At 67.3% G+C, this 15,498-nt stretch carries 16 protein-coding genes; 5 read left to right on the plus strand and 11 right to left on the minus strand.

Annotation, left to right across the window (positions count from 1 at the left end; genetic code table 11):
* Positions 1-375 precede the first annotated feature (375 nt).
* Positions 376-1,239 (minus strand): ABC transporter substrate-binding protein, encoded by an 864-nt coding sequence (locus tag AC07XB_RS33930; protein ID WP_492376642.1) that lies wholly within the window; start codon positions 1,237-1,239, stop codon positions 376-378.
* 142 nt (positions 1,240-1,381) lie between these two features.
* Here AC07XB_RS33930 and AC07XB_RS33935 point away from each other — a divergent pair, with 142 nt between their 5' ends.
* The 5 genes from AC07XB_RS33935 to AC07XB_RS33955 all read left to right on the plus strand — a co-directional run bounded on the left by AC07XB_RS33935 (position 1,382) and on the right by AC07XB_RS33955 (position 7,206).
* On the plus strand, positions 1,382-2,479 hold the full coding sequence (locus tag AC07XB_RS33935; RefSeq protein ID WP_492814532.1) for a substrate-binding domain-containing protein: 1,098 nt from the start codon (positions 1,382-1,384) through the stop codon (positions 2,477-2,479).
* Positions 2,480-2,586: 107 nt separating this feature from the next.
* Positions 2,587-3,204, plus strand: coding sequence for a DUF4126 domain-containing protein (locus tag AC07XB_RS33940; protein ID WP_174426515.1), 618 nt, complete (start codon positions 2,587-2,589; stop codon positions 3,202-3,204).
* A gap of 183 nt (positions 3,205-3,387) precedes the next feature.
* Positions 3,388-6,066: an ABC transporter permease gene (locus AC07XB_RS33945; RefSeq protein WP_492829619.1), complete on the plus strand. Its 2,679-nt coding sequence runs from the start codon at positions 3,388-3,390 to the stop codon at positions 6,064-6,066.
* Positions 6,067-6,112: 46 nt separating this feature from the next.
* Positions 6,113-6,550, plus strand: coding sequence for a group II truncated hemoglobin (locus tag AC07XB_RS33950; RefSeq protein WP_255503167.1), 438 nt, complete (start codon positions 6,113-6,115; stop codon positions 6,548-6,550).
* Positions 6,551-6,588: 38 nt separating this feature from the next.
* Positions 6,589-7,206, plus strand: a complete 618-nt coding sequence (locus AC07XB_RS33955; protein WP_492376646.1) for a DUF924 family protein — start codon at positions 6,589-6,591, stop codon at positions 7,204-7,206.
* 125 nt (positions 7,207-7,331) lie between these two features.
* Here the strand turns inward: AC07XB_RS33955 and AC07XB_RS33960 are convergent, their stop codons facing one another.
* The 10 genes from AC07XB_RS33960 to AC07XB_RS34005 form a co-directional block, all read right to left on the minus strand.
* On the minus strand, positions 7,332-7,916 hold the full coding sequence (locus AC07XB_RS33960) for an LOG family protein (protein ID WP_150983726.1): 585 nt from the start codon (positions 7,914-7,916) through the stop codon (positions 7,332-7,334).
* On the minus strand, positions 7,913-8,611 hold the full coding sequence (locus tag AC07XB_RS33965; RefSeq protein WP_492376647.1) for a TetR/AcrR family transcriptional regulator: 699 nt from the start codon (positions 8,609-8,611) through the stop codon (positions 7,913-7,915). The genes AC07XB_RS33960 and AC07XB_RS33965 overlap by 4 nt, the downstream gene beginning before the upstream one ends.
* A gap of 138 nt (positions 8,612-8,749) precedes the next feature.
* On the minus strand, positions 8,750-9,262 hold the full coding sequence (locus tag AC07XB_RS33970) for a diacylglycerol kinase (RefSeq protein WP_183032806.1): 513 nt from the start codon (positions 9,260-9,262) through the stop codon (positions 8,750-8,752).
* Complete coding sequence (locus AC07XB_RS33975; protein WP_492829622.1) at positions 9,150-10,316, minus strand: glycosyltransferase family 4 protein; 1,167 nt, start codon at positions 10,314-10,316, stop codon at positions 9,150-9,152. The genes AC07XB_RS33970 and AC07XB_RS33975 overlap by 113 nt, the downstream gene beginning before the upstream one ends.
* A 107-nt stretch (positions 10,317-10,423) precedes the next feature.
* Positions 10,424-11,440: a metallophosphoesterase gene (locus AC07XB_RS33980; protein ID WP_492387119.1), complete on the minus strand. Its 1,017-nt coding sequence runs from the start codon at positions 11,438-11,440 to the stop codon at positions 10,424-10,426.
* 175 nt (positions 11,441-11,615) lie between these two features.
* Complete coding sequence (locus AC07XB_RS33985) at positions 11,616-12,593, minus strand: esterase/lipase family protein (RefSeq protein WP_492387120.1); 978 nt, start codon at positions 12,591-12,593, stop codon at positions 11,616-11,618.
* The gene (locus AC07XB_RS33990; RefSeq protein WP_492829624.1) at positions 12,590-13,156 is read right to left on the minus strand and encodes an RDD family protein; all 567 of its coding nucleotides are present in this window, start codon (positions 13,154-13,156) and stop codon (positions 12,590-12,592) included. The genes AC07XB_RS33985 and AC07XB_RS33990 overlap by 4 nt, the downstream gene beginning before the upstream one ends.
* A gap of 193 nt (positions 13,157-13,349) precedes the next feature.
* Positions 13,350-14,129, minus strand: a complete 780-nt coding sequence (locus AC07XB_RS33995) for a DUF3106 domain-containing protein (protein ID WP_492375510.1) — start codon at positions 14,127-14,129, stop codon at positions 13,350-13,352.
* A 2-nt stretch (positions 14,130-14,131) separates the two neighbouring features.
* On the minus strand, positions 14,132-14,566 hold the full coding sequence (locus tag AC07XB_RS34000; RefSeq protein WP_441640624.1) for a DUF3619 family protein: 435 nt from the start codon (positions 14,564-14,566) through the stop codon (positions 14,132-14,134).
* A complete protein-coding gene (locus tag AC07XB_RS34005) occupies positions 14,563-15,129 on the minus strand; it encodes an RNA polymerase sigma factor (protein ID WP_006156852.1) in 567 nt (188 codons plus the stop codon). Before AC07XB_RS34005 ends, AC07XB_RS34000 begins: the two co-directional genes overlap by 4 nt.
* Between the last annotated feature and the right edge of the window lie 369 nt (positions 15,130-15,498).

Raw genomic sequence — 15,498 nt, forward strand, 5'->3', positions numbered from 1 at the left:
CCACACCCGAAACGGCGCAGCACTTCGCACCGCGAACGGCAGATGTGGGAACGGGCACCGCACACGAGGTCAGGGGCTGCACGACGTAACCCATGGGTCATGCAAGTGCGATGAACTTCGAGCCGGTAGGATCGGCCAGCCAACACTCTGGGCCGTACGACGCAACCACAGCCCCACATAAGCCTGATTGCTCTGCCCCCGGCAGGGTCGGCTTTCTTCTCGTTAGTCTTCTTTGCCGACGCAAAGAAGAGTGACCGGCAGCCCCCGCAGGGGGATGTCGTATGGCTCTTGGGTCCAAAAACCAACGCCGCTCAAAGAAAACCCAGCCAAGGCAGCAAGAGCCATCGGTTCTGCCTGCCCTTGCGCACCCCCCTTTCACTTCCCCCTATAACTAGGAAAAAACAACTGCTCCCCCTCCACCTTGTAAGCAGCAATGGTGTCCTGCCCATCCTTAGAAGTCATCCACTCCACCAACTTCATCGCATCCACGTAATTGGTACCAGGATGCTTGGCCGGATTCACCGCCATCACGCCATACGGATTGAACATCCTGGGATCGCCCTCCAGCAGGATCGCCAATCCGGTCTTGGCGCGATACGCGCCATAAGTGGCCCGATCAGACAACGTATAGCCCGGCATCTGCGCGGCCATGGTCAGCACCTCGCCCATCCCTAGCCCGGCATTCACGTACCACGGCTGCCCCTTGGGCTCGATCCCCGCCTGCTTCCAGTAGTCCTTCTCCATCACGTCGGTCCCGGAGTTGTCCCCGCGCGAGATGAATTTGGTGCCGCCGGCGGCGATTTTCCTGAAGCCGGCCAGCACGTCCTTGCCACCTTTCAGCCTGGCCGGGTCGCTGACCGGGCCAACCACGATGAAATCGTTGTACATGACGTCCCGGCGGTTGACGCCGTAGCCCGCCGCCATGAATTCGTCTTCCATCTTGCGGGCGTGCACCAGCAGCACATCGACGTCGCCCATCTCGCCCATCTTCATCGCCTTGCCCGAGCCTACGGCGATCACTTTGACGGTGACGCCGCTTTTTTGCTCGAACCTGGGCAGCAGGAATTTCAGCAGGCCGGAGTTCTCCGTGCTGGTGGTCGTGGCCAGCTTGAGTTCGCCGGCGATGGCGCTGGTGGCGGTGGTGGCGCCGGCCACGCCAACCAGGCAAACCAGTCCGATAGCGCACGCGGCGCGGTTCGAAATATGGCGTAAAAGGCCTTGCTTGCTGACCGCTCGCATGGATTCTCCTTGTTTTATGTTTTCAGAAACACAATTGCCACAAACTCATGAGATCGGTGAGAATGCAGAAAAATACGTGGAAATCAGCGTCTTGCATTCTCGGTGAACCACATCTCTAAAGTAAATATGAAAAGCGTTTCATATGACATTTCGCTTTGACCTGTTCCCGGTTGTCGCCGCGGACGACAATCCTCGCTCCAACGGCAAGGTGTTCCAGCTGCTCAAGGCCGTGCGCGAGACGGGCTCCCTGCATCGCGCGGCGCGCGAGATCGGGTTGTCGTACCGGCACGCCTGGGGCGTGATGCGGTCTTGGGAGGAGATGCTTGGGCGCAGCATGCTCGACATGGAGCGCGGCCGGGGGGCGTCACTGACGCTGTTCGGTGAGCGCTTGCTGCGTGCGGAGGGGCGCTTGCGCGATTCGATCGACCCGGTCGTGCAGAAGGCCATGGTCGATTTCCTAGCGGACCTGGACGACGCGGCGCAGCCGCAGACCCGCATCCGCTTCTCCGGCAGCCATGATCCGGCCATGGAGGTCCTGGCGGGGGCGTTGCACGACGCGCCGGGCGGCCTGCAGCTCGATACTGTGTTCTGCGGCAGCGTGGAGGGCCTGATCTGCCTGCAGGAGCGGCAGTCCGAGCTGGCTGGTTTCTACGTCTCGCCGATCCAGAAGGCTGGCTCCGTGGCCCACGTGACGCTGCGCAAATGGCTGCGTCCGGCCTCCGTGCGCTTGATCCGGCTGGCCTGGCGCGAGCAGGGCCTGATCGTCGCGCGCGAGCTCGCGGGCGAGATCCACGACCTGCGCGACCTGGCCCGTACCCGCGCCCGCTTCGTCAACCGCCAGCGCAGTTCTGGCACGCGCATGCTGTTCGACCAGTTGCTGGCCACCGAGGGACTCTTCCCGGACCAGATCGTTGGCTACGAAACCCCCGAGTTCAGCAACGAGAAGGTGGCGCAAGCGGTGCATGACGGCCATGCCGAGGTGGGCTTCGGCCTGCGCATGAATGCCGAGGCCCATGGGCTGGCCTTTGTGCCGCTGACCCGCGAGGCCTACTACCTGGCGCTGCGCAAGAACGACCAGATCACGCCCTGGGCGCATGGCTTGCTTTCGCATTTGGCCGACCCGGCCTTCCGGCGCCGCATCGAAGCGCTTCCCGGCTATGCCATGGCCGAGCCCGATGGCATCCTGACGCCGCAGGAGGCACTCCCCTGGTACGGTCCCGACGGCAAGGAAGGCGGCTGACGCCGTCCACCGGGGAGGGGGGAACCCGGCTGTTTGAGCGCGCGCGTATTACACTGGTTGCATAGGCGGGGCTGCATGCCCGCCAGACAGACCCAGCAAGGAGCGCCATGCTAGAAACGGCCGCGTTGGCCGCGGGCTTGTCCTGGACCAGCGGATTCCGCCTTTACCTCGCCGTGTTCACGGCTGGCGCACTGGGCCGCCTGGGCTGGCTGCACCTGCCGCCCGGCCTGCAGGCGCTGGAATCGTGGTGGGTGATCGCGCTGGCCGCGGTGCTGGCCCTGGCCGAGTTCGTGGCCGACAAGGTGCCGGGCTTCGATTCCTTCTGGGACAGCATCCAGACCTTTATCCGCATTCCCGCCGGGGCGATCCTGGCCGCCGCCGCCTTCGGGCAGCTCGATCCGCAATGGATGGTCGCCGCCGGGCTGGTCGGGGGCACGCTGGCCGGCACCGCCCATGCCGCCAAGGCCGGCACCCGCGCCCTGATCAACGTCTCGCCGGAACCGTTTTCGAATTGGGCTGCCTCACTGAGCGAGGACGTTGCCGCCAGCAGCGGGCTGCTGCTGGCTTTTTTCCTGCCCGTGGTGTTCCTGGTGGTGCTGGCCGTGCTGCTGCTGGTGGCGGCGTGGCTGCTGCCCAAGCTGTGGCGCGGCTTGCGCCATTTGCGCGACGCGTTGGCCAAGCGTGCTCCGGCGGCCTCGCCGGCGGGGCGTCAGCCCCGGCGCTGAGTGGCGGGTTCGACCCTCGCTTTGCCCAATCCGGCCATAATCTGGCCCTGGTCCGGCGGATGCGCGCCGGGATCCTCCCGCTGGTGTCCTGTCGTCGCGCCAATCCTGGCCTGCGGCTGGCCCGGCTGGCCGCCACCATGCATGTGCACGGACAAGAGATTAGAGATTAGAGATAAGAGATCAATGTCTTCAGAACCCGCCTCCCAGCACGTTCCCGCAGCCGCCACCGCAGCCGCAGCCAGCGCGGCAACCACTACCGTCGCGGCATCGTGCGGCGCCCGCCCGACGCGCTTCTCGCCCTGGCGCCAGGCGTTGCGCATGGCGCGGCGCGATTGGCGCGCCGGCGAGCTGAGCCTGTTGCTGTTCGCGCTGGTGCTGGCCGTGGCGGCGCTCAGCAGCGTGGGCTTTCTGGCCGACCGCATGCGCCTGGGGCTAGAGCGCGACGCGCGCCAGATGATCGCCTCCGATGTGCTGATCGTGTCCGACCAGCCGTTCGATGCCGTCTTCGCCAGCCACGCCGCGCAAGCGGGCCTGGCTACCACGCAGACGGTCACCTTTCCGAGCATGGCGAGCGCGCGCGTGCCGGGCAAGGCCGCCACGACGCAAGGGCAAGGGGCGGCTAGCGGGGCTCAGGCCGATGCCCCTTCGCAACTGGCTGCGCTCAAGGCGGTCGCCCCCGGCTATCCGCTGCGCGGGCAGCTCAAGGTGGCGGCCGGGCCCGGGGCGCCGGAAGCCGCCGCCACCGGCATTCCCGCCGAGGGCACCGTCTGGGTGGACGAGGCCTTGCTGGACTCGCTCGGCGTTGCCATGGGCGACACCATCCAGCTGGGCAGCCGCGCCTTTCGCATCGACCGCATCCTCACGCAGGAACTGGATCGCGGCGCTGGTTTCATGAATTTCGCGCCGCGCGTGATGTTGCCGCTGTCTGACCTGGCCGCCACGGGGCTGGTGGGCTGGGGCAGCCGGGTCTCCTACCGCCTGCTGGTGGCCGGCCCCGATGCCGCCGCACAGGCCTACCAGAAGTGGGCCGAGGCCGAGATCGACAAGCGCGCGCTGCGCAACACCCGGGTCGAGTCGCTGGAATCCGGCCAGCCGCAGATGCGCGCCACGCTGGACCGCGCCGAGCGTTTCCTGTCGCTGGTGGCGGTGCTGTCGTCGATGATTGCCGCGGTGGCCATCGCCATGTCGGCGCGCCGCTATATGCAGCGCCACACCGATGCCTGCGCGGTCTACAAGTGCATGGGCCTGTCGCGCCGCGAGATCCTGCTGGCTTTCGGGCTGGAGTTCCTGCTGCTGGGCGTGGGCGGCGCCGTGGCCGGCGTGGCGCTCGGCTACCTGGCGCACTATGGCCTGCTGCTCTCGCTGGGTAACCTGCTGACTGTGACGCTGCCGCAGCCTTCCGTCCTGCCGGCCGTGGTTGGTGTGCTGGCGGGTGTCGTCCTGCTGGCGGGCTTTGCCTTGCCGCCGCTGCTGGCGCTGACCCGGGTGCCGCCGCTGCGCGTGCTGCGGCGTGACGTCGGCGCGCCGCCGGTCTCGACCTGGATCGCCTACGGGCTCGGCCTGGGCGCCTTCGTGGCGCTGCTGCTGGTGGCCGCGCGTGATCTCAAGCTGGGGCTGACCACCGCGGGCGGCTTTGTCGCCGCCGGCGTCGTGTTCGCGCTGCTGGCCCTGGGCCTGCTGAGCCTGCTGTCGCGGCTGATGCGCGGCCGGCGCCTGGCGCGCGGCAGCGTGGGCTGGCGCTTTGCGCTGGCGGTGCTGGAGCGCCGCCGCGGCGTGACGGTGCTGCAGACGGTGGCGCTGGCGGTGGGCCTGATGGCGCTGCTGCTGCTCGGCATGACCCGCAACGACCTGATCGCCTCCTGGCGCAACGCCACGCCGGCGGACGCGCCCAACCGCTTCGTCATCAATATCCAGCCGGACCAGCGCGCGCCGCTGACCGGCATGCTGCAGCACGCCGGCATCGCCGACCTGCTGTACCCGATGGTGCGCGGCCGCCTGACGCATATCGCCGGCCAGCAGGTACGCGCCGAGCGCTTTGCCGATGGCCGCGCCCGCAACCTGGTCGAGCGCGAGTTCAACCTGTCCTATACCGACGCGCTGCCGGCCGGCAACCGCGTGGTGGCGGGCAACTGGTTGGGCGCCGGGAAGGGCGGGGCCGGGGCCTCGGTGGAGGAGGGCATCGCCAAGACGCTGGGGATCCGGCTCGGGGACACCTTGCGCTTCGATGTGGCGGGGCAGTCGGTGGAGGCGCCGGTCACCTCGCTGCGCAAGCTGGACTGGGGCTCGATGCGGGTCAATTTCTTCGTCATCCTGCCGCCCTCTGCCATGCAAGGCTTGCCACAGACCTATATCACCGCCTTCCACCTGCCGCCCGCGCAAGCCGCGCTGGGCAACCGCATGGTGGCGGCCTTCCCGAACATCACGGTGGTCAACACCGACATGATCCTGCGCCAGATCCAGGACGTGCTCGACCAGGTCATAGCCGCCGTCGAGTTCCTGTTCGTGTTCACGCTCGCAGCCGGCGTCACCGTGCTCTATGCGGCGCTGTCCGGCGCGCGCGACGAGCGCAAGCGCGATGCCGGGCTGCTCAAGGCGCTGGGCGCATCCGCCGCGCTGGTGCGGCAGACCCAGTACGCGGAATTCCTGGTGGTGGGCGGGCTGGCGGGCCTGCTGGCCAGCCTGGGCGCGATCGCGGTGGGCTGGGGCTTGTCTCAGTTCGTGTTCGATTTCCCCTACCGCTTCAATGGCTGGATCGTGCCGGCCGGTGTGCTTTCTGGCATGCTGTGCGCTTTCGCGGGCGGCTGGCTGGGTTTGCGCGAGGTGCTGCGGCAGCCCGCGCTGGCTACGCTGCGTGATGCGTGATACCTGAAGCCTGAACCACTGAAGCCCGAACCATCCCTGAGTGTTTATGAGTACCGATTCCAAGCCTGAAAATGCGGCATCCACGGCATCCGATGCCGCCCCCGAAGTCACCGCCTATGAGCTGATCGGCGGCGAGGCGCGCGTGCGCGAACTGGTCGACCGTTTTTACGACCTGATGGATCTGGAGGACGAGTTCAAGGGGCTGCGCGCGCTGCATCCCGCCTCGCTCGACGGCTCGCGCGACAAGCTGTTCTGGTTCCTGTGCGGCTGGCTGGGCGGCCCCAACCACTTCATCGAGCGCTTTGGCCACCCGCGCCTGCGCGCGCGCCACATGCCGTTCGAGATCGGCACCAGCGAGCGCGACCAGTGGATGCGCTGCATGGCGCTGGCCATGCAGGACGTCGGCCTGCCCGAAGACCTGCAGCTGCGCCTGATGCAGGCCTTTTTCGGCACCGCCGACTGGATGCGCAATGTGCCGCGTTGATGGCCAAGGCCACCCGACCTGCCACGGATCCCGACACCATGGCTGACACGCATCCCAACCCCGCCACGGACCTGCCTGCCGACGCCCGGCGCGTGCTCGATTTCTGGTTCGGCGCGCCTGGCTCGCCGGCATGGAACACAACACGCTCGGTATGGTTCACCAAGTCCGCTGACTTCGACGCCACGGTCCATGCTGCCTTCCTGCCACTGTGGGAAGCCACGCACGCGGGCGCGAATGCGGGCTGGGCGCAAAGCCCCGAATCCGCTTGCGCACGCATCGTGCTGCTCGACCAGGTGCCGCGCAACGTCTTTCGCGACGACCCGCGCAGCTTCGCCTCCGATGCGCAGGCGCTGGCAACAGCCCGGCAGATGGTGGCGAGCGGCGCTGATCGTCTGCTGCCCACGGCATTCCACCGCATGTTCTGCTACATGCCGTTCGAGCATTCCGAAGCGCTTGCCGACCAGGACACGGCCGTGCAGTTGATGACGGCGCTGCGCGACCAAAGCCAGGGCAAGGTGGACGTGGTGGACTGGGCGCTCAAGCACCGCGCGGTGATCGAGCGTTTCGGGCGCTTCCCGCATCGCAACGCCATGCTGGGGCGCAGGGATACGGTGCAGGAGAGCGCCTTCCTGCGGGAACCCGGCTCGTCGTTCTGAGCGGGCCCCGCGTAGCGCAGCCGCTATCGCGGGGTGGTGGCGGTGTGGTGGCGGGGCTGGGGCGCAAGCCGATGTGGCTGGCCCTCGGCATCCGGGCCTCGGGCCTCGGGGCGCGTGGAGCACCATCAGGTCTGCTCGCGCTTCTCCTGCCACTTGTCCACCAGCAAGCGCGGCGCGTTGGCGAGCTTGTCGAGGATGCCTTCGGGCGTAGGCGCCACATGCAGCAGGTCGTTGTGGACCTGCTTCAGGAAGCCTTCGTCCACGGCGTGCTGCATGAAGCCCAGCATGCTGTCGTAGAAGCCTTCCACATTGAGCAGTCCCACCGGCTTGGCGTGATAGCCCAGCTGCAGCCAGGTGAAGGTCTCGAACAGTTCCTCGAAGGTGCCGACGCCGCCCGGCATGGCGATGAATGCATCGGCGCGATCGGCCATCATCTGCTTGCGCTCGTGCATGTTGCGCACCACGTGCAGCTCGGTCAGGCCGCGATGGCCGACTTCCTTTTGCATCAGCGCATCGGGAATGATGCCGATGGCGGTGCCGCCGTTGGCCAGCACGGCGTCGGCCACGGTGCCCATCAGCCCGACCTTGCCCCCGCCGTACACCAGCGCAAGGCCGCGCTCGGCCAGGGTCTTGCCCATGGCACGCGCCGCGGCGGCGTACTCGGGGCGATTGCCGGGGCTGGAGCCGCAATAGATGCAAACGGACTTCACTTTTTTTCCTTTTCTGTTTGCGCCGCCTTGGCGGCGGCGTATTCCTGGGCTTGCTTGTCGAACGCCTGGCGGGCCTTGCCGCGCAGGTAAGGGGCCAGGATCGAGAAGATATGGTAGCTGGCGCCGTGCAGGTAGCCGCGGATCAGCTCGGGGTCGTTGTACTGGCGCGGATGCTGCACGAACTGGAACGACAGCCAGTAGGTGGCGATCACCACGATATTGGTGCAGATGGCCTCGACCTGCTCGGGCGTGGCCTCCATCTCGCCGTCTTCCTGGAACTGCCGGCAGATCTCCATCGCAAAGCGCTTCTTCTGCTCGACGATGCGCTTGAAATTGGTCTCAAGCATGCGGTTGCGCGCCAGCAGGTCGTTGATGTCGCGGTACAGGAAGCGGTAGTTCCACAGGAACTCCGCCATGTACTGCAGGTAGCCCCAGCTTTCGTCCAGCGTGGCCTTGTGATCGTCGGGCAACTTCAAGCGGCGCTCCATCTCCTGCTCGAACAGCACGAAGATGGAGCTGATGATGTCGTCCTTGTTGCGGAAATGATAGTAGAGATTGCCGGGGCTGATCTCCATGGCTTCCGCAATGGTGGTGGTGGTGACGTTGGGCTCGCCCACCTCGTTGAACAGGCGGAGCGAGACGTCCAGGATGCGGTCCCGGGTGCGGCGGGGACCGGCTTGCTGTTTGGGTTCCATAGGCGACCGGGCGAGCGGCAATTCGGTAAGTTGAAGGCGATTATAAGCAATCGCCGTTTGCCGCAATGCCGCAAGCGCCTTTGGCCCCGTCCGCGCGCCGCCGTGCCGGGCCTGCGCCGTGCTTGCGCCGCTAGCCTGTCAGGCCGCCAGCGCGCGCAGCCAGTCCATCACGATCGGCCCGGCAATGGCCAGCCAGGTGCCGCCGCATAGCACCAGCGCCAGCATGACCGCTGCGCTGCCGAAGTCCTTGGCGCGCTTGGACAGGCTGTGCCGCTCCAGCGAGATCCGGTCGACCGCGGCTTCCACGCTGGAGTTGAGCAATTCCACGATCAGCACCAGCAGCAGGGTGCCCAGCAGCAGGATGCGCTCGACAATGCCGACCGGCAGCAGCAACGCGCAGGGCGTGAGGATCACCACCAGTGTCAGCTCCTGGCGAAACGCGCTTTCTTCCAGCACCGCGTAGCGCAGGCCGGACACCGAGTTGATGCCGGCATGCCAGGCCCGCGCCAGGCCGCGGTTGCCCTTGTGGGGGTTTTGCTCAATCGTGTAGTCGCTGTTCGGCGAGTCCGGGGGCGGTGCCGGGGCTGACGTGACGGTCTGTGGCGCCGGCGGGCGGTGCGGTTCGGACGGTGGGCGATGCGGAGTCGGCATGTTCGGAGGAGGGGCGGGCAGTGGTGCCGTTCGCGCCGTTGGGGGTCGCGCGTACGGCCGGCAGCGGCTGCAGGTGAGTCAGGAACTGCTCGGAGGCGGCGCGCCACGAGAACCGTTCGGCATGGGCGCGAGCGGTGGCGCGGTCGATGCGCAGCGCTTCCAGGCAAGCTTCACGCAAATCTTCGTGCATCACCCCGGCGTCGCTGTGGCCGAGCACATCGATTGGCCCGGTTACCGGATAGGCCGCCACCGGCAGCCCGCTGGCCAGGGCTTCGAGCAGCACCAGCCCGAACGTATCGGTGCGGCTGGGGAATACGAAGACGTCGGCCGAAGCATACACCTTGGCCAGCTCCGGCTGGGTCAGTACGCCCAGGTAGTTGGCCGCCGGATAGCGTGCGCGCAGCGACGCCAGCGCCGGGCCGTCGCCCACCACCCACTTGGAGCCGGGCAGGTCCAGCGCGAGGAAGGCCTCCACGTTTTTTTCCACGGCGACACGCCCTACGTAGAGAAAGATCGGGTGCGCTGTGTTGAGCACGTTAGCCTGCTGGGTGGTGAAGACATCGAGGTCGACGCCGCGGGTCCACAGCACGCCGTGGGTGATGCCAAAGCGATGCAGGTCTTGCAGCACCACCGGTGTCGGCGCCATCACGGCGCGCGCCGGGCCGTGGAACCAGCGCAGGAAGCGGTAGGTCCAGGCAAGCGGAATGCCGAAGCGCGCCTGCACGTACTCCGGAAAGCGCGTGTGGTAGGCGGTGGTGAATGGCAACTGCTCGCGGATCGCATAGCGGCGCGCAGCCAGCCCGAGCGGGCCTTCCGTGGCGATATGCAGCGCGTCCGGCGCAAAGGCGCGGATGCGCTCGCGGACCTTGGCGCCGGCGAACAGGGACAGCGCGATCTCCGGATAGGTCGGGCAGGGAATGGTGGTGAATTCCTGCGGCGTGATCAGTTCCACCGTGTGCCCCATCGCGATCAGCTCGCGGCGGGTGGACTTGAGCGTGCGCACCACGCCGTTGACCTGCGGCTCCCAGGCATCGGTGACGATCAGGATCTTCATAGCTGCTCCTTGCGGCCAGGCCGCGTGGGTGGCCGGCCTCGGCGAGGCCACGGCCATACCGTTGTACGGATGGCGGCGTGTGGGACGGGTGCCGCGCTCAAGTCTCGTCAGGCCGTGGCGACGGCGCGGCGCCCGGCCGTGGCCGGCGCGTCGAGCAGGGTGGTCCAGTAGACGATCTGCAATTCGCCGTCCTGCGTCTCCACCAGGGCGGAGAGGCTCTCTACCCAGTCGCCGTCGTTGCAGTAGAGCTGGCCGTCGACCTCGCGGATCTCCGCCTTGTGGATATGGCCGCAGATCACGCCATCGCAGCCGCGCCGGCGCGCCTCATCCACCATCGCCTGCTCGAACGAATTGATGTAGTTGACCGCGTTCTTGACCTGGTGCTTCAGGTATTGCGACAGCGACCAGTAGGGAAAGCCCAGGCGCGCGCGGATGCGGTTGAAGTGCCGGTTGATGGCCAGGATCAGGGTGTAGAGCGAGTCGCCCAGGTAAGCCAGCCAGCGCGCGTGCTGCACCACGCCGTCGAACAGGTCGCCGTGCACCACCCACAGGCGCTTGCCCGCGGCGGTGACGTGGACGGCATCTTCGCGCACCGTGATATCGCCGAAGGCCAGGCCGTCGAACTGGCGCGCCACCTCATCGTGGTTGCCCGGCACGTAGATTACCTCGGTGCCCTTGCGCGCCTTGCGCAGCAGCTTCTGCACCACATCGTTGTGGCTCTGCGGCCAGTACCAGCCGCGGCGCAACTGCCAGCCATCGATGATGTCGCCAACCAGGTAGAGCTGGTCCGATTCATTGTGCTTGAGGAAGTCGAGCAGGTAGTCGGCCTGGCAGCCGGCCGTGCCGAGGTGGATGTCGGACAGCCAGATGGCGCGGTAGTGGCGGGTGGGATGGGACGGATGCGGGGGCTGGGTGGTGGCTTCAGGGGGCGGGACGCTGGCCGGAGAGGTGGCGCAACGCCCGGGAGGCCGTTGCTGCAAGTCGCTGGCCGGTGGCATGAAGGCGGCCAGCGCGGCAGGCAATGACATGGGCCGCGGCAGGGATTGCGACTCGGCGGTGCGGCTGCGCAGCAGTTGCGTGGCCTTGGCCAGATGTCCGCGGGCAGAACGAAGAGCTTGAACCATGGCGGCCTCGGTAGCGACGATGGCTGCATTGGGCCAGTGGCGCGTGACGAAGCTGTTAAGGAAACATGAACGTCATATGACTGTCGTGGGGGAGGTGGTTATTGCGTGGCTATTGCGTGGCTTGCGTGGCTTGCGCGGCTGGCGGGGGCTTCCAGTTGCTGCCGCCGTCGTCTCATCAGGCCGCTGGCGCCACCGCTGACAACTGCGCCAGCGCCCGCAATACAGCCTGCGTGGCCACCGGATGTCGCAGCAGGCTGACATGCCCGACGCCGCTGAGCGCCACATGATGCGCGCCCTCCATCCAGGAGGTCCCCAGCGGCCCGGCAATCGAATCATGCCAACTGAAGATCGACACCAGGGCAGCGCGCTGGCGTGACGTTTCGCGCGCTGCCAGCGCGCGCAGCCAGGCGCTGGCGCAGCGCATCTGGCGGGAATTGAAGCCCCTGCCGTAGCGGGCCAGCACGCAGCCGTGATGCGGTGTGCCCAGCGTGACGATGCCGCGGCAGGGAGGCGGCTTGCCGCGGCCCGCCAGCGCGGCGCGCGCGGCCAGGCCGCCCATGCTATGGCAGAGCAGCAGCGGCGGCTGGCCGGTGGTGGCGGCGATACGCGCGATGGCGGCGCGCACTTCGAGGGCGTATTGGTCGATGTCGCCAAACACCGGGTCCAGATCGATCGCCTCGCAGTGGTAGCCGGCCGCCGCCAGGGCGGGCTGCATGTCGAGCCAGACGGCGTGGTTGCAGCCATAGCCGTGCACCAGCAGCAGCGGCGGGCACGAGCCCGGGGCTTTGGCCGGGCGCAAGCGGCGGTGCGAGCAGAAGGGCTGCAGCCAGTTGAACATCCGGAACACGGCGGCGTATTCGCGCAGGTAGCAGCCCAGCGCCTGCCATGGCGTCAACCGGGCTGGCCGCAAGGCCTGCAGGGCGGGTGGGATGGGGGGGCGCGTCGCCTCGGGCTCGCCCAGGCCGAACAGGGTAAAGACAAAGGCGCTGGCAACAGACAGCCCAAAGATCGCCAGCACCACGCCAATGCCGGCTAGCAGGCCGATGGCGAGGGGCCACCCATGCAGGGCGTTGAGTTCGGCAGCGCAGCCTAGTGCCACGGCGGCCTGCAATGCCACCGCGATGCGGCGCAAGGCGGCAGCCGACAGGTTCATGGCTTGGGCGGGCGCAGGTCGGCCAGGCGGGTGCGGGCCAGGCGGTCATGCAGGAACTGCCGCCTGGGGTCGAGCAGGGCCAGCATGACCCAAGCCAGCAGGCCAGCGCACAGCACGCCGACGAACGGGCCCTTGACCAGGCCGAGCACGTGCCCGAGCGCCGCTGAAGGCGGCAGCCAGAGCCATGCCAGCAGGTAGCGCAGCGCGGCCTGCGGCCAGCGCGGGGGCACGCCCGCGGCCGTCTCAACCCGCATGCGCCAGGTCTGCATGGCGAGCGTCTGTCCGTTGCGCTGCCAGAACCAGACGAAGTAGCAGCCCAGCACCAGGAAGCTCCAGCACTGCATCGTGAACGGGCCGTCCAGCCCGAGCTGCTGCAGCGCCGGGCGCGCCAGCAGATAGACCCCCGTCGAGGCGCTTAGCACGCCGAACAGCAATACGCCTTCGTACAGCATGCAGGCGATGCGGCGGCGGATCGTCGGTGCATCGGCCGGGCGCGAGGGACTGGCCGGCGCGCCCGATGCGGCCGGCTTGGCGTTGGGTTTGGGCGTGGTCACGGCGGGCATGGCGGGTATGGCGATAGGGCGGTAGGGCCGTCAGGCCGGAGGAGGGCAAGGCCGGGCAGCGAGGGCCGGGCAGCGAGGCTGCAAGCGAGCACGGCCGGGCCGGCGCAAGCGGCATTATGCCAAAGCGCGGGTGGGGCGGGTAGCTTGCGTGGGAGGGCGCGGGTGCGAGCCGGCCGCACAACCGCGTAGCGGTTCAGCGGCGCACCGGCTCGTCGGGCGTGGCGGTAGCGCTGGTGCTGCTGGCCGTGGCCTCGGTGGCCGCTTCGCGCGGCGTGTCCACGGTCGGCACCGGTGCGCCGGCAGCGGTGCCTGGCAGGGCAGCTTGGGACTCCGCCGCCGGCGTGCCGGCAGCGGGCGGGCGGGCGCGCGCGGCGGCCGATGTGGCGCCGGCGGGTGCCTTCTTTTCCAGGTGCAGCTGCCGCGTGGTCTCGGCTGGCAGGCGCTTGCCGGAGGGCAGGGCGCTGACCGCGCCGGGGCGGCGCGGCACTTTCTCGGCAGCCGCCAGGTTCTTTTTTTGCTCTTCCGGCAGTTGCTGGTACTTGTTCCAGGCCTCGGCCTTCTTCTGGGCGGGCAGCGAACGCGTGATCTGGTAGTTTTCGCGCGCCAGGCGACGCTGCTGAGGCGTCATCTTGACCCATTCGGTCATGCGGGTCTGAAGCCGCGCCTGTTCCGCGGGCGAGAATTTCTCGTATCGTTCCGCGATCTGCAGCCATTTGCGCCGGTTGAGCTCGGGGAAATTGTTCCACTCGCCTGCCAGCGGCGCGAGCACGCGCTGCTGGACGGCATTGAGCTCGTTCCAGTTCGGGTGCGCATTGGCGATGCTGGCCGCGGGTGCACCACCGGGGTGGCCGCCCTGAGCCTGGCAAGTGGCCGGAACCAGGGACCAGATCGTGACGGCGGCGGCCAGGCCGGCCAGCAGCAAGGCCGCCAGCCGCCGGCGCGGTGCGTCGGGGATGATGTCAGCGCCGGCCATGCCTACTGACCGCGCTTGAGGAACACGTGGAAGCCCTGATCCGCGTATGCCGTCGGTGGGAGGTCGTCGAGCAGCATCGCTGCGTCCACATCCGCCAGCTCATCGACGCGCTTTTGCTGCTGCCAGTGGTAGATGCCCGCCAGCCCGGCGGCCAGCGCCACCAGCGTCCATACCAGCCCAAGGCGGCGCAGCCAGGAACCTGCGCGGTGGAGTGCCGAGTCGTCCTCGTCGAAAGAGAGCGTGGGCATCCCAGCCGAGGCCAGCTGCGGCACGGCGACGGCGGCATGCGCTTTCTTGCGAGACAGCGCAATCCGCCGCGCGGCGGCAAGCCGATCGGTCACATTGTCCGGCAACGCATTCGCAGAGGCATCGAGTGCCGTGCGGATATCGTGTGCCAGGCGGCGTTCGTTGATTTCTTTTTCGTTTCTGGTGCTCATAGTCGGACCCCCCGCGCTCGCAATGCCTGCGCCAGTGTGTGCGTGGCACGGGAACAGTGCGTCTTGACGCTGCCTTCGGAGCATCCCATGACGGCAGCCGTTTCCGCGACGTCCATATCCTCCCAGTAACGCATCAGGAAGGCTTCGCGTTGACGTGTCGGCAGGCGCTGGATCTCCTGTTCGATGATGTGCATGGTCTGGGCGCGTTCCACCTTGTCGGCGCTGCTTTCCGCAGATTCGGAGCCGATTTCGGCCTCGAAAGTGTCGAGCAGGTCATTATCCTCGCCTTCGCGATCGTCGCGCAGGTTGGAAAACAGGGTGACCCAGGTATTGCGTACTTTCTGGCGGCGGAACCAGTCGTGAATTGTGTTCTGCAGTATGCGCTGGAACAGCGGTGCGAGCTCTGCGGCGCTCTTGTCGCCGTATTTTTCGGCGAGCTTGATCATCGCGTCCTGGACGATGTCCAGGGCGGCTTCGTCGTCGCGCACCGCAAACACGGCCTGTTTGAAGGCGCGCCGCTCGACGCTGGCGAGAAAGTCGGATAGTTCCTGATCGGTTGCCATGCAGGCGGGGTACAGACGGTGGGGCCTTGGCCGGTGGAAGTGCAGGGTAGGGCTTCTTGCACGTCCAAAATGGTGGGATGCTAGCAAATAACCCCCCCGGTGACCATCCTTGTTCTCTTTTGTGGTCATTCAGGCTCAGCGCGTGGCGGGGGAGTCTGAAGGATGGCGGGATGCCCCCTCGCGCAAAAAAGCCCGTAGACAAGCCCGAATCAATCCAGTATCGTCGCGGGTTCACACGACATCAGTGGTTGTCTCATTCGGCCGCTTATGAGGCGGTCTATCATGCAGACGCGCACCGCTTGAACCCGTGCCACAAGCCCGGCAGAGAGCATCCGAACAATTTTTTGCCGAAAATTGCAAAGGACTAAA

This window comes from Cupriavidus sp. GW821-FHT02F09 (assembly GCF_059421605.1).

Excerpts from the sequence above, each read along its gene's own strand:
- AC07XB_RS34005 (WP_006156852.1), bottom strand. The coding sequence starts at position 15,129 with ATGGCAACCGATCAGGAACTATCCGACTTTCTCGCCAGCGTCGAGCGG.
- AC07XB_RS33955 (WP_492376646.1), top strand. The coding sequence starts at position 6,589 with ATGGCTGACACGCATCCCAACCCCGCCACGGACCTGCCTGCCGACGCC.
- AC07XB_RS33935 (WP_492814532.1), top strand. The coding sequence starts at position 1,382 with ATGACATTTCGCTTTGACCTGTTCCCGGTTGTCGCCGCGGACGACAAT.
- AC07XB_RS33985 (WP_492387120.1), bottom strand. The coding sequence starts at position 12,593 with ATGAACCTGTCGGCTGCCGCCTTGCGCCGCATCGCGGTGGCATTGCAG.
- AC07XB_RS33975 (WP_492829622.1), bottom strand. The coding sequence starts at position 10,316 with ATGAAGATCCTGATCGTCACCGATGCCTGGGAGCCGCAGGTCAACGGC.
- AC07XB_RS33930 (WP_492376642.1), bottom strand. The coding sequence starts at position 1,239 with ATGCGAGCGGTCAGCAAGCAAGGCCTTTTACGCCATATTTCGAACCGC.
- AC07XB_RS33980 (WP_492387119.1), bottom strand. The coding sequence starts at position 11,440 with ATGGTTCAAGCTCTTCGTTCTGCCCGCGGACATCTGGCCAAGGCCACG.
- AC07XB_RS34000 (WP_441640624.1), bottom strand. The coding sequence starts at position 14,566 with ATGAGCACCAGAAACGAAAAAGAAATCAACGAACGCCGCCTGGCACAC.
- AC07XB_RS33950 (WP_255503167.1), top strand. The coding sequence starts at position 6,113 with ATGAGTACCGATTCCAAGCCTGAAAATGCGGCATCCACGGCATCCGAT.
- AC07XB_RS33970 (WP_183032806.1), bottom strand. The coding sequence starts at position 9,262 with ATGCCGACTCCGCATCGCCCACCGTCCGAACCGCACCGCCCGCCGGCG.
- AC07XB_RS33995 (WP_492375510.1), bottom strand. The coding sequence starts at position 14,129 with ATGGCCGGCGCTGACATCATCCCCGACGCACCGCGCCGGCGGCTGGCG.
- AC07XB_RS33940 (WP_174426515.1), top strand. The coding sequence starts at position 2,587 with ATGCTAGAAACGGCCGCGTTGGCCGCGGGCTTGTCCTGGACCAGCGGA.
- AC07XB_RS33965 (WP_492376647.1), bottom strand. The coding sequence starts at position 8,611 with ATGGAACCCAAACAGCAAGCCGGTCCCCGCCGCACCCGGGACCGCATC.
- AC07XB_RS33990 (WP_492829624.1), bottom strand. The coding sequence starts at position 13,156 with ATGCCCGCCGTGACCACGCCCAAACCCAACGCCAAGCCGGCCGCATCG.
- AC07XB_RS33945 (WP_492829619.1), top strand. The coding sequence starts at position 3,388 with ATGTCTTCAGAACCCGCCTCCCAGCACGTTCCCGCAGCCGCCACCGCA.